The organism is Amycolatopsis sp. CA-230715, assembly GCF_018736145.1.
In the GTDB taxonomy this organism is placed as follows: Bacteria; Actinomycetota; Actinomycetes; order Mycobacteriales; family Pseudonocardiaceae; genus Amycolatopsis.
This window is the reverse complement of record NZ_CP059997.1, coordinates 10244979-10267945: the sequence shown is the minus strand read 5'-3', so window position 1 is coordinate 10267945 and position 22967 is coordinate 10244979. Positions and strand designations below refer to the sequence as shown.

At 69.7% G+C, this 22967-nt stretch carries 3 protein-coding genes; all 3 read left to right on the top strand.

Annotation, left to right across the window (positions count from 1 at the left end; all coding sequences use genetic code 11):
• Positions 1-21: 21 nt before the first annotated feature.
• Positions 22-5043 carry a non-ribosomal peptide synthetase gene (locus tag HUW46_RS47585; RefSeq protein WP_215545187.1) on the top strand — a complete coding sequence of 1674 codons (5022 nt, stop codon included), beginning with the start codon at positions 22-24 and terminating at the stop codon, positions 5041-5043.
• A gap of 9 nt (positions 5044-5052) precedes the next feature.
• Positions 5053-10656 (top strand): non-ribosomal peptide synthetase, encoded by a 5604-nt coding sequence (locus HUW46_RS47580; RefSeq protein ID WP_215545186.1) that lies wholly within the window; start codon positions 5053-5055, stop codon positions 10654-10656.
• A 166-nt stretch (positions 10657-10822) separates the two neighbouring features.
• Positions 10823-22963: a non-ribosomal peptide synthetase gene (locus HUW46_RS47575; RefSeq protein ID WP_215545185.1), complete on the top strand. Its 12141-nt coding sequence runs from the start codon at positions 10823-10825 to the stop codon at positions 22961-22963.
• The last annotated feature ends 4 nt before the right edge of the window (positions 22964-22967 follow it).

Genomic DNA, 22967 nt, shown 5'->3' with positions numbered 1-22967 from the left:
CCGGATCCGCTCGGGAGGCGGATGCCGCGACCCCGGTGGTTCGACACCGGTGCGGACTACCCGTCGGACCGCTGCCTGCACGAGCTGTTCGAAGAACGGGCACGCCTCGCACCGGAGGCGCCCGCCGTCCGGTACGACGGTGTCGACGTCGGTTACGCCGATCTCGACGCGCGCGCGAACCGCCTGGCGCACGAGCTGGTCGCGCGGGGCGTCGGGCCGGAGACGTTGGTCGGCGTGTGCCTGGAACGCGGCGTGGACCTGGTCGTCGCGGAACTGGCGGTGCTCAAGGCAGGCGGCGGTTACGTCCCGTTCGATCCGCACTACCCCGCCGAACGGTTGTCGTTCATGACCGAGGACACCGGCGCGGCGCTGGTGCTCACCGAGCGGCGGTTCGCGAACGCGCTCCCGGACGGCACGGCGCTGCTGGTGCTCGACGAAGCGCGGGAGGCGATCGCGGCCCACCCGGGGACGGCGCCGCTGGTGCGCGTCGATCCGCGCGGCACCGCCGCCGTGCTGTACACCTCCGGGTCGACCGGCACGCCCAAGGGCGCGCTCCTGCCGCACCGCGCGCTTGTCCGCCTCGTCCGTCCCGGCGGCGTGGCCACCTTCGACGGCTCCGAGGTCGTCGGCCAGGTGGCCACCCCGTCCTTCGACGCCTCGGCGTTCGAAACGTGGAACGCGCTGCTGTCCGGGTCCTGCCTCGCGGTCTACCCGGCGGGCGCGCCCACGGTGGACCGCATCCGCGCGTTCGTGACCGCCAACCGGGTCACCACGCTGGTGTTCACCACCGGGTTCTTCCACGCGCTCGTCGAGGCGGGCACGGAGGTGTTCGATGGCGTCCGCCAAGTGGTCGTCGGCGGTGAGGTGCTCTCGCCCGGTCACTGTGCCCGCGTCACCGAGCGCTTCCCGGAACTGCGGATCGTGAACGTGTACGGGCCGACGGAATGCTCGGCGGTGACCTGTTGCAGCGCGTTCGACCCGATGGCGCCGCCGGGGGAACCGATCCCGATCGGCCGCTGCCTGCCGAACACGCGGGTGTACGTGCTCGGGGACGACCTCCGGCCGGTGCCGGTCGGTGAACCGGGCGAGGCCTACATCGCGGGCGACGGGCTAGGCAGGGGATTCCTGCGCCGCTCCGCGCTGACCGCCGGGCGGTTCGTGGCCGATCCGTTCGGCGAGCGCGGCGGCCGCCTCTACCGGACGGGCGACGTCGTCCGGTGGCGCCACGACGGGAGCCTCGAGTTCGTCGGCAGGGTGGACGACCAGGTCAAGGTCAGGGGGTTCCGGATCGAGCTCGGTGAGATCGAGACCGTGCTCGCGGGCCGGGCCGGGATCGCCCAGGCCGCGGTCGTGGTGCGCGAGGACCTGCCGGGCTTGAAGCGCTTGGCGGCCTACGTCGTGCCCGAGGCGGGTGCGGCCGCCGACCCCGGCGCGCTCCGCGGCTTCGCCGGTACCGTTCTTCCCGAGCACATGGTGCCCTCGTCGGTCACCGTGCTGGACCGGATGCCGTTGACCCCCAACGGAAAGGTGGACCGCCGTGCGCTGCCCGCCCCGGAGTCCACAGTGGACGAAAGGGTGCCGGAGGCGCCGTCGACACCGCTGGAAGCGGCACTGGCCAGGATCTGGGCCGAGGTGCTCGGCGTCGACCCGGTCGGGGTGACCGACGACTTCTTCGCACTCGGCGGCGACTCCATCCTCTGCCTGAAGGTGGTTTCGCTCGCGCGCGAGGCGGGAATCGGGATCTCGTCGAAGGACCTCTTCCTGAAGCCGACCATCGCGGAGCTCGCGCCGCTGGTCACCGCGACCGGAGCGGTCGCGGCCGAACCGGCGGCCCGGTCGTTCGGGCTGTCCGGGGACGGGCGCGCCGAACTCGACCGGATCGCGGGCGCACCCGGTGTCGACGACGCCTACCCGCTCACCCCGACGCAGAACGGGATGCTGTTCCACAACCTGGTGGACGGTGACCGGACCCCGTACCTGCAGCAGCTGTCGATGCGCCTCGGCGGCGTGGCGAAGCCGGAGCAGTTCGCGGTCGCCTGGCAGCGGGTGGTCGACCGGACACCGGTGCTGCGGACGTCGTTCGTGTGGGAGGGGTTGCGGCAGCCGCTGCAGGTCGTCCGGTCCCCGGTCGCGCTGCCGGTGACCGAGCTGGACTGGCGCGGGCTGGACGAGACCGAGCGGGAGGACGCCGTCGCGGCGCATCTGGCGGCGCAGCGCGGGACCGCGTTCGACCTCGATGCCGCGCCACTGATGCGGGTCGCCGTTGCGGTGCTGGACGAGTCGCGCGTCCATCTCTTGTGGACGGTGCACCACGCGCTGCTGGACGGGTGGAGCGCGATGCGGGTGCTGGCGGAGGTGCTCGGCGAGTACGCCGGAATCGTCGGCGATCGGGCTCCGGACATCGCGCCGGCGCGCCCGTTCCGTGACTACGTCGGCTGGTTGCTGGAGCAGGACCCCGCCGCGGCCGAGCGGTTCTGGCGTGCGCGCCTGGACGGGTTCCTCGCGCCGACCGAGCTTCCCTTCGACCGCCCGGCGGTGGGCAACCACCGCACCGCGGCGTCCGCCGAAGTGGTGCTGGAGTTGCCGGTGGGGTTGTCTGCGGGGTTGTCGGTGGTGGCTCGTGGGGTTGGGGTGACGGTGAATGCGGTGGTGCAGGGTGTGTGGGGGGTGTTGTTGTGGCGGTTGGGTGGTGGGGGTGAGGTGTGTTTCGGGGCGACGGTGTCGGGTCGTTCGGTGGGTGTGGTGGGGGTGGAGTCGGTGGTGGGGATTGTGATCAATACGTTGCCGGTGCGGGTGGGTGTGGTGGAGTCGGTGGGGGTGGGGGAGTGGTTGCGGGGGTTGCAGGAGGCGCAGGCGGAGGCTCGGCAGTTCGAGTACGTGTCCCTGTCGCAGGTGCAGGGGTGGAGTTCGGTGCCGCGCGGGGTGAATCTGTTCGACAGCATCGTGGCGTTCGAGAACTTCCCCGTGGACACCGAAATGGCCACCAGGCACGGATTGGCGCTCGAGGACTTCACGGCCACGAGCGACACCAACTACCCGTTGAACGTGATCGTGCATCCCGGCGAGCGGATGCGCTTGCGCTTCCTCTATGACCCGGCGTTGTTCGATGAGTCGACGGTGGTGGGGTTGGCGGAGCGGGTTCGGGTGTTGTTCGAGGCGGTGGTGGCGGATCCGGGGATGCGGGTGGGGGAGTTGCCGGTGGTGCCGGAGTGGGAGCGGCGGCTGGTGCTGGAGGAGTGGACGGATACGGGGTCGGGGTATTCGGTGGAGCGGGTGGTGCACGAGGTGATCGCGGAGCACGGGCGGCGGTGTCCGGACGCGGTGGCGGTGGTGCGGGACGGGGTGTCGTTGTCGTACGGGGAGTTGGCGGAGCGGTCGGATCGGGTCGCGGGCGGTCTGGTGGCGCGGGGTGTGGGCCGCGGGGATTTGGTGGGGTTGGCGTTGGGGCGGGGGATCGATCTGGTGGTGGCGATCGTGGCGGTGCTCAAGGCGGGTGGGGCGTATGTGCCGGTGGATCCGGAGTATCCGCCGGATCGGGTGGGGTACATGGTGGCCCAGACGCGCCCGGTGGTGCTGGTCACCGAGCCGGACCTGGTGGACCGTTTCCGTGGCACCGCACCGGAATCCGATGTGTGCACTGTGGACGATCTACGGGACGGGCCGCCGATGACCGTGCCGGTGCCGGTGGGGCCGGGTGATCTGGCGTATGTGGTGTACACGTCGGGATCGACCGGCCGCCCGAAAGGGGTGATGATCGAGCACCGGTCGTTGTACAACGTGATCCTGGCCGCGTGCGCGGAATCGGAGATCACCCCGGACAGCCGGGTCCTGCACTTCTGCTCACCCAGCTTCGACGGCGGTGTCTGGGAGATCTTCACCGCCCTCATCGCAGGCGCCACCCTCGTCGTGTCCGACCGCGACGCGCAGTACGACCGCGCGCGGTTGAACCGGCTCATCCGGGACAACGAGGTGACCGCGCTGTCCCTGCCGCCCGCGGTTCTGTCCGCTTTGGACGCCGGCGCGCTGCCTTCCGTGCGCAGCGTCGCCAGCGGTGGGGATGTGTTGTCGCGGGAGTTGGCGGCGGTGTGGTCGGTGGGGCGTCGGTTGGTGAATATCTATGGGCCGAGTGAGGCGGCGTTGGCGGTGACGTTGTGCCGGGTGGGTGTGGTGGATCGGTCGGTGCCGTTGGGGTCGCCGGTGCCGAATACGCGGTTGTACGTGTTGGACGGGTGGTTGCGGGTGGTGCCGGTGGGGGTGGCCGGTGAGTTGTATGTGGGTGGTGTGGGTGTGGGGCGTGGGTATGTGGGTCGTGCGGGGCTGACCGCGGAGCGGTTCGTGGCGGACCTGTTCGGCCCGGCGGGCGGGCGGCTGTACCGGACCGGGGACGTGGTGCGGTGGCGCCGGGACGGGACCCTGGAGTTCGTCGGCAGGGCCGACGACCAGGTGAAGGTGCGGGGATTCCGGGTGGAACCCGCCGAAGTGGAAAACGCACTGGTACGCCACCCCGGTGTCGCCGAAGCCGCCGTCGTGGTCCGCCAGGACACCGGAACCGACAAACGCCTGATCGCCTACACCGTCGCCACCAACGGAAACCCACCCGGCATCGACACCCTGCGCACCCACCTCGCCGAACTCCTCCCCGACTACATGATGCCCACCGCCTACGTCACCCTCACCACACTCCCCCTCAACCCCAACGGAAAAGTGGACAAGACCGCACTACCCGAACCCGACAGGGAGAGCAGCGCGGTGGTCACGTACCGGCCGCCTGGCGACGCCACCGAAGAGGTGCTGGTGCGGATCTGGGCGGACCTGCTCGGCGCCGAGCGGGTCGGCGTGGACGACGACTTCTTCGACCTCGGCGGGGATTCCATCACCAGCGTCCGGCTCACCTCGCGGATCCGGTCCACTTTCGACATCGACATCTCCCCGCGCGAAGTGTTCGACAACCCGACCGTCGCCCGGCTCGCGGACAGTATCCAGGAACAGATCCTGACGAACCTGGAACGAGCCCTCGGCACCAATGTGGCCGGATCTGACTAGGAGGCCGTGATGAGTGCTTCGCCCGCTATCGGACCGTCCCCGGTCGAGCTGCCCACCGACCGGCCGCGCTCGGCCGCCGCCGTCCGGATGACCGCGAGGGCGGACCTCGGCCTGCCCGCGCCCGTCGCGGCGACCGTGGCGCGGCTGGCCGAGGACGTCGGGACCACGCCGTTCGTCCTGGTGGTGGCGGCGTGCCAGGTGCTGTTCGCCCGGTACTCCGGCAAGGACCGCTTCGTGCTCGGCGTCGCCTCCGACCAGGCCGTGCACGCATTGCCGTCCGAAGTGGACAACGATAGGTCCTTTTTGGACCACCTCGAAGCCACCCGCGACGCGCTCTTCGCCGCCGTCGCCTACCAGCGGGGCGGTGCCGGCCGCGGCGCGATCACCGTGCTGGTGAAGCGGCGCGGCGCGGCCGTGCTCCCGGACGACGCGAACCCGGAACTGACCGTGGAGGCCGGGGAAACCGAACTCGTGCTGATCTACGACACCGCGCTGTTCGAGGCGGGGACGGCGGCGCGCATGGCGGCACATCTCGGGCTCGTCGTGCGGGCGGTGGCGGAGAACCCGGCCGTCCAGGTCGGCAATCTGTCCCTTTTGGACGATGACGACCGGCACCGGATCCTGTTCTCCTGGAACGAAACCGCGCGGAAGCTCCCCGACGAAGCCACCGTGCCCGCGTTGTTCGCGCGCCAGGTGCGTGCGACACCGGACGCGGTCGCGCTCGAAGTCGACGGCGCGGAGGTGAGCTACGCCGAGCTGGACGGGAGGGCGAACCGGCTGGCGGCGAAGCTGGCGGCGCACGGCGTCACCACCGAATCCCGCGTCGGTCTCCTGATGGGGCGCTCGGCGCACGCGATCGTCGCGATGCTGGCGGTGCTCAAGGCGGGCGGTGCGTACGTACCGGTGCACGCGAGCACACCACCGGATCGCCTCGCGTGGTCGATGCGCGACGCCGGCGCCACGGTGATGCTCACCGACGAACGGCACCAGGACGCGGCTCGCGCCTCGGGGGTGCCGCTGATCGTCGCGGACCGGGAGGACGCGGCCGCCGGGGACCGCGCGCCCGAGGTGGTGAACCACCCGGACCAGCTCGCCTACGTCATGTACACCTCCGGTTCGACCGGGCGGCCGAAGGGCGTGGCGGTGACCCACCGCGACATCGTGAGCCTGGTCTGGGACCGGTGCTGGCGCGGTGGCGCGCACGAGAGGGTGCTCTTCCATTCGCCCCACGCGTTCGACGCCGCGACCTACGAGGTGTGGACCCCGCTCGTGCACGGGGGCCGGGTCGTGGTGGCCACCGGGGAGCTGACCGCGGAGGTCGTCCGGACCGCCGCCCGCGAGCGCGGGGTGACCTCGCTCTTCCTGACCACAGCGCTGTTCAACCTGCTGGCGGACGAGGACGCGGAGTGCTTCGCCTGGCTCCGCCAGGTGTGGACCGGCGGGGAGGCAGCTTCGGCTCCCGCGATGGCGCGAGTGCTCGACGCCTGCCGGGAAACGACCGTCGTGCACGTCTACGGGCCGACCGAGACGACCACGTTCGCGACCTGCCACCGCCTCGTCCAGGAGGAGGTGCGCCGCCGGGTGACCCCGATCGGCTCGCCGATGGACAACACCACCGCCTACGTGCTGGACCACCGGCTGCGGCCGGTCCCGGCCGGTGTGCCGGGCGAGCTGTACCTCGGTGGCGCCGGGCTGGCGCGCGGCTACGCGAACCGCCCGGCGTTGACCGCCGAACGGTTCGTCGCCGATCCCTTCGGCCGCGGCGGCAGGCTGTACCGGACCGGTGATCTGGTCCGCCGAGGGGAGGACGGGGCGATCGATTTCGTCGGCAGGGCCGACGACCAGGTCAAGATCAGGGGCTTCCGCATCGAGCCCAGTGAGATCGAATCGGTCCTCGCCGGTCATCCCGCGGTGTCGGGAGCGTTCGTCGCGGTGCGCGAGGACTCCGCGGGAACGCGCGGGCTCGTCGCGTACGTGGTGGGCGATGCCGCCGAGGAGGTCCTGCGCGACTACCTGTCCGAACGCGTGCCGTCCTATCTGGTGCCGACGTGGTTCGTCGGCATGGACCGGCTGCCGGTCTCCCCGAACGGCAAGATCGACCGGGCCGCGCTGCCCGAACCCGTCGTCGCGGGCGAGTACGTCGCGCCGGACGGCGGGGTGGCGGCGGTGCTGGCCGAGATCTGGGCCGAGGCGTTCGGCCGCGACCGGGTCGGGGCGGACGACAACTTCTTCCGCCTCGGCGGCGACTCGATCCTCAACCTGAAGATCGTCTCGCGAGCGCGCGAGCGCGGTGTCGTGCTGCGCGCCAGGGACATCTTCCTGCACCAGACGATCGCCGAACTGGCCTCGGTGGCCGGGACGGTGACCGACGCCGACGAGCGCGAGACCACGCCCGCGGACGGCAGTGCGCACGACTTCCCGCTGGCGAAGCTGAACCGGTCCGCGCTCGAGGGGTTCGTCAAGGAGCCGGACCGGGTCGAGGACGTCTACCCGCTGACGCCGATGCAGACCGGCATGCTGTTCGACACGCTCACCGCCGACGACAAGAGCGTCTACCTCTTCCAGTTCACCGTGCTTCTCGACGGCGTCGCCGAGCACGCCGCGCTGGGCAGGGCCTGGCAGCGCGTGGTCGAGCGGGTGCCGGTGCTCCGGACTTCGGTGCTGTGGGAGGGCGTCGACCAGCCGCTGCAGGTGGTGCACCGGGACGCGCGGATGCCGGTCACCGAACTGGACTGGCGCGCCGAAGCGCCTGCGGAGTGCGAGCGGAGGCTGGCGGAACTGCTCGCCGGGGACAGGGCGGCGGGCGTGGACTTCGCCACCGCACCGCTGGCCAGGGTGACGCTCGTGCGGCTGAGCGGAACTCGGGTCCAAATGGTATGGACCATTCATCACAGCGTGCTGGACGGGTGGAGCGGCGCGGAAGTGCTTTCGCAGCTTTTCGCCTGCTACGCCGAGGAAACCGGCGGGCAGGTACCGGAACGGCCCGCACCACGCCCGTTCCGCGACTACGTCGCCTGGTTGATCGAGCAGGACGAAAGCGCGGCGGAGGCCTACTGGCGCGAAGCGCTCGCCGGGCTCACCGCGCCGACCCCGGTGCCCGTCGACAGGGCGCCCGCTCCCGGCTACCGGCCGCGGACCGACGGCACCGTGGTGCTGGAGTTGCCGGTGGGGTTGTCTGCGGGGTTGTCGGTGGTGGCTCGTGGGGTTGGGGTGACGGTGAATGCGGTGGTGCAGGGTGTGTGGGGGGTGTTGTTGTGGCGGTTGGGTGGTGGGGGTGAGGTGTGTTTCGGGGCGACGGTGTCGGGTCGTTCGGTGGGTGTGGTGGGGGTGGAGTCGGTGGTGGGGATTGTGATCAATACGTTGCCGGTGCGGGTGGGTGTGGTGGAGTCGGTGGGGGTGGGGGAGTGGTTGCGGGGGTTGCAGGAGGCGCAGGCGGAGGCTCGGCAGTTCGAGTACGTGTCCCTGTCGCAGGTGCAGGGGTGGAGTTCGGTGCCGCGCGGGGTGAATCTGTTCGACAGCATCGTGGCGTTCGAGAACTTCCCCGTGGACACCGAAATGGCCACCCGCTGCGGGCTCGAAGTGGTGCGGTCCGATGCCTCCGGTGACACGAACTCGCCGTTGATCGTGGTGGTGGAGCCGGGGGAACGGCTGACCGTCAAGTTCTTCTACGACCCGGCGTTGTTCGATGAGTCGACGGTGGTGGGGTTGGCGGAGCGGGTTCGGGTGTTGTTCGAGGCGGTGGTGGCGGATCCGGGGATGCGGGTGGGGGAGTTGCCGGTGGTGCCGGAGTGGGAGCGGCGGCTGGTGCTGGAGGAGTGGACGGATACGGGGTCGGGGTATTCGGTGGAGCGGGTGGTGCACGAGGTGATCGCGGAGCACGGGCGGCGGTGTCCGGACGCGGTGGCGGTGGTGCGGGACGGGGTGTCGTTGTCGTACGGGGAGTTGGCGGAGCGGTCGGATCGGGTCGCGGGCGGTCTGGTGGCGCGGGGTGTGGGCCGCGGGGATTTGGTGGGGTTGGCGTTGGGGCGGGGGATCGATCTGGTGGTGGCGATCGTGGCGGTGCTCAAGGCGGGTGGGGCGTATGTGCCGGTGGATCCGGAGTATCCGCCGGATCGGGTGGGGTACATGGTGGCCCAGACGCGCCCGGTGGTGCTGGTCACCGAGCCGGACCTGGTGGACCGTTTCCGTGGCACCGCACCGGAATCCGATGTGTGCACTGTGGACGATCTACGGGACGGGCCGCCGATGACCGTGCCGGTGCCGGTGGGGCCGGGTGATCTGGCGTATGTGGTGTACACGTCGGGATCGACCGGCCGCCCGAAAGGGGTGATGATCGAGCACCGGTCGTTGTACAACGTGATCCTGGCCGCCTGCGCGGAATCGGAGATCACCCCGGACAGCCGGGTCCTGCACTTCTGCTCACCCAGCTTCGACGGCGGTGTCTGGGAGATCTTCACCGCCCTCATCGCAGGCGCCACCCTCGTGCTCGTTCGTCCGGAAGCGCGTTACGACGTCCGCCTGCTGGCGAGGCAGATCGAGGAAGACCGGGTCACGGTCGTGTCGCTGCCACCGGCGCTCCTGCAGACGATGGATCCCTCGGGCCTGACCGGGCTGCGCGCGGTGTCCAGCGGTGGGGATGTGTTGTCGCGGGAGTTGGCGGCGGTGTGGTCGGTGGGGCGTCGGTTGGTGAATATCTATGGGCCGAGTGAGGCGGCGTTGGCGGTGACGTTGTGCCGGGTGGGTGTGGTGGATCGGTCGGTGCCGTTGGGGTCGCCGGTGCCGAATACGCGGTTGTACGTGTTGGACGGGTGGTTGCGGGTGGTGCCGGTGGGGGTGGCCGGTGAGTTGTATGTGGGTGGTGTGGGTGTGGGGCGTGGGTATGTGGGTCGTGCGGGGCTGACCGCGGAGCGGTTCGTGGCGGACCTGTTCGGCCCGGCGGGCGGGCGGCTGTACCGGACCGGGGACGTGGTGCGGTGGCGCCGGGACGGGACCCTGGAGTTCGTCGGCAGGGCCGACGACCAGGTGAAGGTGCGGGGATTCCGGGTGGAACCCGCCGAAGTGGAAAACGCACTGGTACGCCACCCCGGTGTCGCCGAAGCCGCCGTCGTGGTCCGCCAGGACACCGGAACCGACAAACGCCTGATCGCCTACACCGTCGCCACCAACGGAAACCCACCCGGCATCGACACCCTGCGCACCCACCTCGCCGAACTCCTCCCCGACTACATGATGCCCACCGCCTACGTCACCCTCACCACACTCCCCCTCAACCCCAACGGAAAAGTGGACAAGACCGCACTACCCGAACCCGACAGGGCGGCGACCACCAGCACCGAATACGTGGCTCCGCGCAACGAAACCGAGGAGGCGCTGGCGCGGATGCTGTCGGAGATCCTCGGTGTCGAGCGGATCGGGGCCACCGACGACTTCTTCGACCTCGGCGGCGATTCCATCACCAGCCTCCGGCTCACCTCGCGGATCCGGTCCACTTTCGACATCGACATCTCCCCGCGCGAAGTGTTCGACACCCCCACCGTCGGTGGCCTGTCGGCGTGCCTGCGCGACAAGATCCTGACCAAGCTGGAACGGCTCGCCGCGTCCGGCAGCGCCTGAATCGGAGAGAGACGGAATGAACGACCCTGTTTCGCGTGCGGATCGGTTGGCGGCGTTGCCTGCGGGTGTGCGGGAGTTGGTGTTGGCGCGGTTCGCGGGTGTGTCGGGTGGGTTGGGTGCGGATGGTGGTGGTGTGGTGGGGGTGTCGCGGGGTGGGGTGTTGCCGGTGTCGTTTGGGCAGGAGCGGTTGTGGTTTTTGGCGGAGTTCGAGCGGGGTGGGGTGGAGTACAACGCGCCGAGGGTGGTGCGGTTGCGGGGTGTGGTGGATGTGGGGGCGTTGGAGGTGGCGGTGTCGGGGGTGGTGGGCAGGCATGAGTCGTTGCGGTCGCGGTTTGTGGAGGTCGGGGGGCGTGCGGGGGTGGTGGTGGATCCGCCGGGGCGGGTGCGGGTGGAGGTGGTGGATGTGTCCTCGGTGCCCGAGCCCGAGCGGGAGCGGGTGGTGGAGGAGTGTGTGGAGCGGGAGGTGGTGAGGCCGTTCGAGTTGCGGCGGGGCGGGTTGGTGCGGGTGATGCTGGTGCGGGAGTCGGAGACCGAGCATGTGCTGGTGGTGTGTCTGCATCATGTGATTTGTGATGGCTGGTCGATGTCGATCGTGATGGCGGAGTTGGCGGCGTGGTATTCGGCGGTGGTGACCGGGACCGAGCCGGGGCTGGCGCGGCCGGGGCTGGACTATGTGGATTTCGCGGCGTGGCAGCGCGAGCGGGTGGCCTCGGGCGGGGTGGACGCGCAGCTGGGGTATTGGCGGGAGCAGTTGGCGGGGGTGGCGCCGCTGGTGCTGCCCACCGACCGGCCGCGGGCGGCGGTGCGCGAGACCGCGGGCGCCTCATGGGTGTTCACGCTCCCGGCACCGGTGGTCGGCCGGGTGCGGGAGCTGGCGCGTTCGTGTGGGGCGACGGTGTTCATGGTGCTCATCGCGGCGGCACAGGTGGTGTTCTCCCGGCACAGCGGCCAATCCGATATCGCGGTCGCGACGGTCAGTTCGGGCCGCAACCGCACCGAATGGGAAAACCTGGTCGGGTTGTTCGTCAACACCCTGGTCCTGCGCACCCAGGTGGACGAGACCGACACCTTCACCACCCTGCTGGGCCGGGTCCGCACCACCGTGCTCGACGCCTTCGCCAACGAGGACGCCCCCTTCCAGCAGATCGTGGAAGCCATCGCCCCCGACCGCGACCCCAGCCGCCCACCACTGGCCCAGGTCATGGTCAACCTCCACAACACCCCCACCACCACACCCCACCTCCACAACCTCACCACCCAAGAAATCCCCCCACCGATCCCGGCGTCCCGTTTGGACATGAGCCTGGATTTCGAGGAGCTGGAAGGGGAACTCGTCGGCAACGTCGAGTACAGCACCGCGCTCTTCGACCAGTCCACAATAGAACGACTGATGGACCACCTTTCCCGGTTACTCGAAAACGTCGTGGTGGACCCGGATCGCCCGCTGCACCGCGTGCCGATGCTGAACGACGAGTACCGGCGCGCGGTCGCGAGGAAAACACCACCGGCGCACGAGTGGGCTGGTTTGTGTGTGCATGAGGTGTTTTCGGGTGTGGCGGTGGGTGCGGGTGATGGGGTGGCGGTGGTGTGTGGTGATCGGGTGGTGGGGTATGGGGAGTTGGAGGTGCGGGCGAACCGGTTGGCGCATCAGCTGGTGGAGTGGGGTGCGGGTCCGGAGGTGCTGGTGGGGGTGTGCCTGGATCGCGGGGTGGATCTGGTGGTGGCGATCCTGGGTGTGCTCAAGGCGGGTGCCGCTTATCTGCCGCTGGATCCCGGCTATCCGGCGGAGCGGTTGGACTACATGCTCCGCGACTCCGGTGCCGCGATCGTGCTCACCACTGCCGAGCACCACGACCGGTTACCCACCGCGCGCTGGTTGTTCGACCCCACCAGCCCCGACCTCGACCACCGCCCCGCCACACCCCCTGCCACCACGGTCACCCCCGCCAACACCGCCTACGCCATCTACACCTCCGGCTCCACCGGAAACCCCAAAGGCGTCCTCGTTCCCCATCGGAACGTGACCAGGCTCTTCGACGCGACCCGTGCGCGGTTCGGCTTCGGTTCCGACGACGTCTGGACGCTCTTCCACTCCTGCGCGTTCGACTTCTCGGTGTGGGAACTGTGGGGCGCGCTGCTTTTCGGCGGCAGGCTCGTCGTCGTGCCGAAGGCGGTGGCCAGGTCCTCGGAAGACTTCCTCGCCCTACTCGCCGAGCAACGGGTGACGGTGCTCAACCAGACGCCGTCGGCGTTCTACGAACTGCTGCGGTCCGAAGAGGACAATCCAGCGCTCGGGGCGCGGCTCGGGCTCCGCTGGGTCGTCTTCGGCGGCGAGGCGCTCGATTTCGGCAAGCTCACCGGCTGGTACGCGCGGCACGCCGAATCGGGTACGCGGCTGGTGAACATGTACGGCATCACCGAAACCACCGTGCACGTGACCGCGGTGGAGCTGTCCGAACGCCTCGTCCGCGAGCAGCGGGCGAGCGTGATCGGAGCGCCCATCCCCGATCTGCGGGTGCGCGTGCTCGACCCGTGGCTCCGCCCGGTGCCCGACGGCGTCCCCGGCGAGATGTACGTGACCGGGGCGGGTGTCGCACGCGGATACCTCGGCAGGCCGGGGCTGACCGCGACCCGGTTCGTCGCGGACCCGTACGGCGAATCCGGTGTGCTGTACCGGACGGGCGATCTCGCGCGCCGTCGCGCCGACGGCGAACTGGACTACCTCGGGCGCGCGGACGACCAGGTGAAGATCCGCGGGTTCCGGATCGAACCCGGTGAGGTCGAAAGCGCGCTCGCCGCCCATCCCGCGGTCGGGCAGGTGGCCGTGCTCGCGCGGGAGGACCGGCCCGGCGACCGGAAGCTCGTCGCCTACGTCACGCCCGCCGCCGAGCCGCCGCCGGTGGCGGTCCTGCGGGCCTTCGCGGCCGAACACCTGCCACCGCACCTCGTGCCGTCCGCGTTCGTCGTGCTCGGCTCCTTCCCGCTCACCCCGAGCGGCAAGGTGGACCGCAAGGCCTTCCCCGCACCGGCTGACCGGTCCGGTGTGGACGGTGACTACACCGCGCCGCGCACCGCGACCGAACGCGCCCTCGCCGCGATCTGGGCCGAGGTGCTCGGCGTCGAACGAGTGGGCGCCGACGACAACTTCTTCGACCTCGGCGGCGATTCGATCCTGAGCCTCCAGGTGGTGTCCCGCGCGCGGCAGGCGGGCCTGCGGGTGACCTCGAAGCAGATCTTCGCGCGGCAGACGGTGGCGGAGCTGGCGACCGAGGTGACCGAGGCGACGACGACCGCGCCGGAGGAGGTCACCGGTGAGTTTCCGCTGACACCCGTGCAGCGGTGGTACTTCGACGACCACGCCGACGGCTCGCAGTGGTTCACCCAGTCGGTCTTCGTCCGGCTCGGCGGGCAGGCCGACGTCGAGGCGCTCACCGCCGCCGTGCACGCGGTGGCCCGGCACCACGACGCGCTGCGGCTCCGGTTCGACCTGATCGACGGCGAATGGCGGCAGCGCGTGGACGCCGCCGCGGGCGCGCCGCTCGTGCGCCGGCTCGATCTGTCCACTGTGGATCCGTCCGAGCACGAGGAGGTGGTCCGCCGCGAGATCGTCGGGATCCAGTCCGGGTGCCGTCCCAGCGCACCACCGTTGCTGGCCGCTCTCCTGGTCACCGGTGACGGCACGCGGTTGTTCCTGGCCGCGCACCACCTCGCGGTGGACGGCGTGTCGTGGCGCGTGCTGCTCTCCGATCTGGAAAGCGCCTACCACCAAGCCGTGCGCGGCGGTCCCGTCGACCTCGGGCCGAAGACCACCTCGGTGGGGACCTGGGCGAACCTGCTGGCCGCGCACGTGCGGTCCGGCGGTTTCGCCGCGGAGGTGGGCTACTGGCGCGGCGTGGACACCGTGGTGGCGGCGGCGGACCCGCTCCCGGTCGACCGCGACGGCGCTAACACGGTCGGCTCGATGGCGACGGTGACCGCGGGGCTCGACCGCGACCGGACGCACGCGCTGCTGCACCGCGTGCCACCGGTGTACCGCACGCGGGTGAACGACGTGCTGCTGTGCGCACTGGCCAAGGTGCTCGGCGCATGGGCGGGCACGGGAACCGTAGCCGTCGAGCTCGAAGGCCACGGCAGGGAAGACCTGTTCGACGGCGTCGACCTGTCGCGCACGGTCGGCTGGTTCACCACCCTGTTCCCGATCGCGGTGACGATCGGGACGGACACGGACTGGGAAACCGCGCTGAAATCGGTGAAGGAGCAGCTCAGGGCGATCCCCGGCAACGGCATCGGGTACGGGGCGCTGCGGTATCTGTCCACAGAGGACACCGGAATGGGCGAGGCGCGCCCGGAAGTGGCGTTCAACTACCTCGGGCACTTCGACACCGGCAGCGCGGGCGACGGCCTCTACCGCGGTTGGTGCCCGAACCCCGGTGACGACCGCGATCCGGCCCACCGCCGCGGTCATCTCCTCGAGATCACGGGCATGGTCCGCGACGGCGTTCTCGAATTCGGCTGGGCGTATTCGCGCGAGCGGCACGAGGAAGCCACGGTCCGCCGCCTCGCGGAAAGCTTCACGGCCGCGCTCGAGGACATCATCGCCCACTGCACGGCACCGGGGGCGGGCGGCTGGACGCCGTCCGATTTCCCGCTGGCCGGGCTCGGCCAGGAGGCCGTTGACGCGCTGACCGACGGCCAGTCCGTCGAGGACATCTACCCGCTGACACCGATGCAGAGCGGGATGCTCTTCCACTCGCTCGCCGGGCAGGGGACCGACGTGTACGTCGGCCACTTCGGGATGCGGTTGTCCGGCGTCGCCGATCCCGCCGCGCTCGCGACCGCGTGGCAGTCGCTTGTGGACACCACTCCCGCGCTGCGGGCGACCGTGGTGTGGACCGCGGACGGTGAACCGTTCCAGCTGGTGCGCGCCTCGGCCGCGCTGGCCGTCGACCAGGTGGACCTCCGCGGCGAGGACCACGAGGACGGCCTGGCGCGGATCTGGCGCGCCCGCCTCGCGGACGCGTTCGACCTGGCGACGGCACCGTTGATGCGGCTGTCCTTCGCGCGCCTGTCCGACACCTCCGTGCAGGTCTACTGGTCGGCGCATCACCTCCTGCTGGACGGCTGGAGCTTCGCGGACCTGTGGTCGGAGGTGTTCGACCGCTACGCCGCGCTGACCGGTGGCGCGGTGGCCGAACCGGTGGCGCGGCGCCCGTACCGCGACTTCGTCGCCTGGCTCGCCGGGCAGGACCGGCCCGCCGCGGAACGGTACTGGCGGACCGTCCTGTCCGGTTTCACCGCGCCGACACCCCTTCCCGTCGACCGGGCACCGGTACGCGCGCACGGGACCCGCTCGTCGCGCCGGCGGGACTTCGCGCTACCGGAGCAGGTCACGACCGCGTTGACGGAGTTCGCGCGCGAGGAGCGGATCACCGTCAACACCATCGTCCAGGGCGCATGGGCACTGCTGTTGTCGCGGTACTGCGGTGACCGGGACGTGTGCTTCGGTGCCACGGTCTCGGGACGCCCGGCGGACCTGCCCGGCTCGGACCGCATCCTTGGGTTGTTCATCAACACGCTCCCCGTGCGCGCCGAAATCGTGGAGGACGACGGCGTGGCGGCCTGGCTGCGCGGGCTCCAGGAAGGACAGCTCGAATCACGCCAGTACGAGCACGTGTCCCTGTCGCAGGTGCAGGCCTGGAGCGAGGTGCCGCGCGGCACCGCGTTGTTCGACAGCATCGTGGTGTTCGAGAACTTCCCCTACGACGAGGGTGCCGCGCACCGCCACGGCCTGCGGATCGAGGAGTACACCGGAGACGAGCACACCAACTTCGCGCTGGCGCTGGTCGCGCACACCGGGCCCCGGCTGGAGTTCCGGCTGGGTTACGACCCGGACCTGGTCGACGACGGCACGATCACGCGCCTCGTCGACCAGTGGACCACCCTGCTCGACGCGATCGCGGACCGGGCGGCGCGCACCGTGCGCGACCTGCCCGTGCTGCCCGCGGCGGAGACGGCCCTGCTGCTGACCGAGTGGAACGCCACCGACGCGGACTTCCCACGGCAAGGATGCCTGCACGAGCTGTTCGAGGCGCAGGTGGCCACCACACCCGAGGCGACCGCGCTGGTGTTCGACGGCGAATCGATGACCTACCGCGAACTCGACACCTCCGCGAACCGGCTCGCGCACCTGCTGGCCGAGCTGGGGGTCCGCCCGGACGTGCCGGTCGCCATCGGCGCCGAGCGCGGATTCGGTCTCGTGGTCGGCCTGCTCGGCATCCTGAAGGCCGGTGGCGCCTACGTGCCACTCGATCCCGAGTACCCCGACGAGCGGCTCGCGTACATGATCGAGGACTCCGGCGCCGCCGTGCTGGTGACCGAGGAAGCGTGCCGCGACAGATTCGGGTTCGCCGGGATCCCGATCGTCACGGCCGACACGGACCTGCCGCGAACGGACACCGCGCCCACCGCGGGCAGCACGCCGGACAACCTGGCGTACCTGATCTACACCTCGGGGTCGACAGGCAGGCCGAAGGGCGTCCAGGTGGCGCACCGCGGCATCGTGAACCGGCTGGAATGGATGCAGCGCGAATACGGGCTCCAGCACGGGGAACGCGTGCTGCAGAAGACCTCGCCGAGCTTCGACGTGTCGGTGTGGGAGTTCTTCTGGCCCCTGCTGACCGGGGCGACGCTCGTGCTCGCGCGCCCCGGCGGGCACCGCGACCCCGGCTACCTCGCGCGCGTGATCCAGGAGGAGCGCGTCACGACCATCCACTTCGTACCGTCGATGCTGCGTGCCTTCCTCGCCGAGCCCGACGCCGCGTCGTGCACGGGCCTGCGCCGGGTCCTGTGCAGCGGAGAAGCGCTCCCGGCGGACCTGGCGGAAACGTTCTTCGCCACGCTCGATGTCGAGCTGCACAACCTGTACGGGCCCACGGAGGCGTCGGTCGACGTGACGTACTGGCGGTGCGCACCGGGCTCGGCGCGCGTGCCGATCGGAACCCCGGTGGCGAACACCACCGCCTACGTGCTCGACGCCGGTCTCCGCCCGGTTCCCGTCGGTGCGGCCGGTGAGCTGTACCTCGGGGGTGTCCAACTCGCGCGCGGGTACCGGGGAAGGCCGGAGCTGACCGCGGAACGGTTCGTCGCCGCGCCCTTCGGCGCGGAGGGCACGCGCCTGTACCGCACCGGGGACCTCGTGCGCTGGCAGCCGGATGGCGTGCTCGAGTACCTCGGGCGCACCGACGACCAGGTGAAGGTCCGCGGGTTCCGGATCGAGCTGGGCGAGGTCGAAGCCGCGATGGCGGCGCATCCCGCCGTGGTGGCGGCTGCCGCGGTGGCGCGAGACGACGCGGACGGGCACCGGCGGCTCGCCGGTTACGTCGTAGCCGGGTCCGATGTGGACAGTGCGGCGATCAGGGCGTTCCTCGCCGATCGGTTGCCGTCGCAGGCGATCCCCTCGACGGTGACGGTTCTCGATCAACTCCCGATGACCACGAGCGGAAAGGTGGACCGAAAAGCGTTGCCGGAGCCTGGTTTCCGGGCGGTCGAGGCGGGGTTTGTGGGGCCGCGGTCTGTGGTGGAGGAGTTGTTGGCGGGGGTGTGGGCTGGTGTGTTGGGTGTGGAGCGGGTGGGTGTGGAGGACAACTTTTTTGGGTTGGGTGGGGATTCGATTTTGGGGATTCGGGTGATGTCGGGGGTGCGGTCGGTGTTGGGGGTGGTGGTGTCGCCGCGGGTGGTGTTCGATGCGCCGACGGTGGGGGAGTTGGCGGTGGTGGTGGAGGCGGTGTTGGCGGAGCGGGACACCGATCGGGCCGATCGGGTCGATCGGGTTGGTGGGGTTGGTGGGGTTGGTGGGGTGTCGCGGGTGGGGTGGGTGCCGTTGTCGTTCGGGCAGCAGCGGTTGTGGTTTTTGCAGGATTTTGATCCGGGTGGGGTGGAGTACAACACGGGGTTGGGGTTGCGGTTGCGGGGTGCGGTGGATGTGGGTGTGGTGGGGGTGGTGGTGTCGGGGTTGGTGGCGCGGCATGAGGTGTTGCGGTCGCGGTATGCGACGGTGGCGGGGCGGGGTGTGCAGCGGATCGACCCGCCGGGCTCGGTGCGGGTGCCGGTGGTGGATCTGTCCATGATGGACGATCCCGAGATGGTGATGCGGGAGCGGGTCGGGGCGGAGTTGGGGGTGCCGTTCGATCTGGGGTCGGGTCCGGTACTGCGGCCGGTGGTGTTCGAGTTGGGGTCGGGGGAGTGGGTGCTGTGGTTGGGGATGCACCACATCGTCACCGATGGGTGGTCGATGGGAGTGCTGGCCCGGGATTTCACCACCCTGTACCAGGACGCGGTCGAGGGCGGTGGTCGGGTTGATGGTGTGGTTCCTGGGGTGGGGTATGTGGATTTCGTGGTGTGGCAGCGGGGTCGGGATGTGGAGGTGGGGGTGCGGTGGTGGTGTGCCCGGTTGGCGGGGTTGGTGCCGGTGGAGTTGCCGACCGATTGTCCGCGGCCGTTGCTGCGGGGGTCGGCGGGCGCGGTGGCCCGGGTCGAGTGGGATCCGGGGTTGGTGGCGGGAGTGGTGCGGGTCGCCCGGGAACACGGGGTGACGGTGTTCGTGGTGCTGACCGCGGCGGTGCAGGTGCTGCTGGCCCGCTACAGCGGTCAGACCGATATCGCGGTGGGCACGACCAGTTCCGGACGCGGTGGCGGCCTGGCAGTGGACGAAGTGGTCGGGTTCTTCGTCAACACCGTGGTGCTGCGTACCCAGGTCGACGAACACGCCACTATCACCGACTGGCTCGACACTGTGCGGGAGATGGTGGTGGAGGCGTTCGCGCACGACGATGTCCCGTTCGAACGGCTGGTGGACGTGCTGCGCCCGGAACGCGACACCAGCCGCAACCCCCTGGTCGATGTCATGATCAGCCTCGACAACACCCCCACCCCCGACCTGACCATCCCCGGCATCGAGGTGTCCGAACTGGACCTGGCCGGTGACCAGGTCACCCACGACCTCAGCTTCGACTTCGCCCACCAGCACGGCGACCTCACCGCCGCGATCAGCTACAACACCGACCTGTATGCGGCAGAAACTATCCACCGCATGACCGGCCACCTGACCACCCTTCTCCAAGGAATCGCCGGTGCCACCCCAGGCACCCGGGTCGCCGACCTGCCGATGCTCACCGCCACCGACCGCCGGGATCTGGTGCGGTGGAACGACACCGGTGCCGGGTTCGCCGGGCACACCCACAGCCCGGTCGGTTCGTTGTTCACCGCGCAGGCTGCCGCGGATGCTGATCGTCCCGCGGTGGTTGCGGGTGGTGGGGTGTTGTCGTGTGGTGGGTTGGAGGTGGAGTCGAATCGTTTGGCGCGGTGGTTGGTGGGTCGGGGTGTGGGTGCTGGTGTGCTGGTGGGGGTGTGTGTGCCGCGGGGGGTGGCGGCGGTGGTGGCGTTGGTGGGGGTGGTGAAGTCGGGTGCGGGGTTTGTGTCGCTGGATCCGGAGTATCCGGTGGAGTCGGTGGAGTTCATGGCCACCGATGCCGGGGTGGCATTGATTCTGTCCACTGTGGAGGTCGCGGACCGGGTCGCTGGGGCGGGTGTGGAGGTGGTGTGCCTGGACCGTGACGGTGGCTTGTGGGATGGGTTGTCGGGGACACCGCCGGTGGTGTCGGTGTCGTCGCGGGATGTGGTGTATGTGGCGTATACGTCGGGGTCGACGGGGCGGCCGAAGGGGGTGGTGGTCGAGCATGCCCAGTTACGGCACATGATGGCCGCTTGGGACCGCTACTACGACCTCGCGGGGCTGGCGCCGGTGTGTGTGTCGGTGTCGAGTATGTCGGTGGACCTGTTTTTCGCTGATGTGGTGATGTCGATCCTGTATGGCGGCACGATGGTGATCTGCCCACCGGAGACCATCACCACCCCACCCGCCTTGCTCGACCTCATCGAGGACACCGACGCGTCGTTCATGGTGACCGTGCCCGCTATCGCCACCGCCCTGGCCCGCGAACTCACCACCACCAACCGAGAACTCGGCCTCACAATCCTCGCCGTCGGATCCGAAGGCTGGCGCCCCGACGACTGCCAACTCCTGCTCGACCACGCCGGGAACACCCGCATCGTCAATGCTTATGGCGCGACCGAGACCACTGTGGACTCCACCCTGCACGACGTTCGCCAAGGCGTTGGTGGTGGTGCTTTCGTGCCGTTGGGCACGCCGTTGGCGAATACCGAAGCCCACGTTCTGGACCGGTTTCTGCGGCCGGTTCCGGTCGGCGTCGCCGGGGAGTTGTATTTGGCGACGGTGCAGCTGGCGCGCGGGTATCACGGTCAACCCGCACTGACCGCGTCGCGGTTCGTGGCGGCCGCGGCTGGGGGACGGATGTATCGGACTGGGGATTTGGTGCGGCGCCTACCCGACGGGGTACTCGAATACCTGGGGCGGACGGATGATCAGGTCAAAATCCGCGGCTACCGGATCGAACTCGGCCACATCGAAACCATCCTCACCCAACACCCCCACATCACCGAGGCCGCCGCGACCACACACCAGGACCAGAGCGGCACCACCCGCCTCGCCGGATACCTCATCCCCACACCAAAGTCCACAATAGACACCAACGATGTTCGAGCCTTCCTCGCCGAACGACTGCCTGGGTATGCGGTCCCGTCCACCCTGACCGTGCTCGATCAACTCCCGATGACTACGAGTGGGACTTTGGATCGGAAGTCGTTACCGGTTCCGGAGATCACGGTCTCGGAGGCGAGGTTCGTGGAGCCGCGGTCCGAGGTCGAAGAGCGATTGGCGGGGGTGTGGGCTGGTGTGCTGGGTGTGGAGCGGGTGGGTGTGGAGGACAACTTTTTTGGGTTGGGTGGGGATTCGATTTTGAGTATGCAGGTGGTGTTCGAGGCGCGGCGTGTGGGTGTGGTGTTCACGTCGAAGGAATTGTTCCTGCACCAGACGATCGCCGAGCTGGCGGTGGTCGCCCGCCACGACACCACCCCGGCAAACCCGGACGGCACGGAGCGGGGTCGGGTGTCGGGTCCGGTGGTGTTGTCACCAGTCCAGTCGGATTATCTGGGTGCGGGGCCGCGGGTGCCGGACCAGTTCACCCAGACCACCGTGATCGAACTCGCCCCCGGCACCGACCCGGAGGCGATGTCGGCTGCGCTGGCCGGTGTGGTGGACCATCACGACGCGTTACGGATGCGCCTGCACCACACCGACACCGGCTGGGTCCAGCACAACGCCACCGACGAACCCCATTCCCTGTTCGACCACCGTGACCTGTCCACAGTAGACGAAGAAGTCTGGGAGGACACAGTCCGGGCCATTACAGCCGAACTGGACGGGAGTCTGGATTTGGCTTCGGGGCCGGTGGTGCGGATGGTGTGGCTGGACCGGGGGCCTGGCCGGGGTGCGTGGCTGGTGTGGACGGTGCATCACCTGGTGGTGGATGGGGTGTCCTGGCGGATCCTGCTCGACGACCTGACCACCGCCTACCGGCAAACCCACGCCGGGAAAACCGTCGATCTGGGTGGGAAAACCTTGTCGTATCAAGCCTGGTCCCGGCACCTGTATGACCACACCGCGGCGGGCGGGCTCGATGACGACCTCTCCCACTGGAATGCGTTGCCCGATACCGCACCGGGGTTGCCGATCCCCGAACCCGGAATGGTGGGCGACGAGGTCGCGACGACGGTGGTGTTGTCCGAAGAGGACACCGAGTTGGTGATGCGGGTGGCGCCGGGAGTGTTCCGGGCCCGGGTGCACGACGTGCTGCTGGCCGTGGTCACCGACGCCATCACCACCTGGGCCGGGCAGGACTCGGTGCTGGTCGAGGTGGAAGGCCACGGCCGGGAAGAAGAACTGCTACCCGAAACGGCGGACCTTTCGCGCACCGTGGGCTGGTTCACCAGTATCTACCCCCTGCACCTGACCCGCGGCCAAAACCTGGCTGCCACCGTGAAAACCGTGCGGCGCGCTCTACGCACACTTCCCCGCAACGGGGCCAGCTACCTACCGCTACGTGAACACGGCCGCCTGCGCACCCCCCGCGCACCAGTGTTGTTCAACTACCACGGCCACACCACCACCAACACCGATCATCCGCTCTACCACGACTTCCACCAGATCACCGGCCAACCCCAACACCCCACCGAACACCGCACCCACACCCTCGAAATCATCGCCACCCACCACGACCACCACCTCACCCTCACCCTCCACCACCCACAACATCCCACCACCACACCACTCCACCACCACCTCACCACCACCCTGACCACCCTCACCACCCACCTCACCACGGAGAAGTGATCCG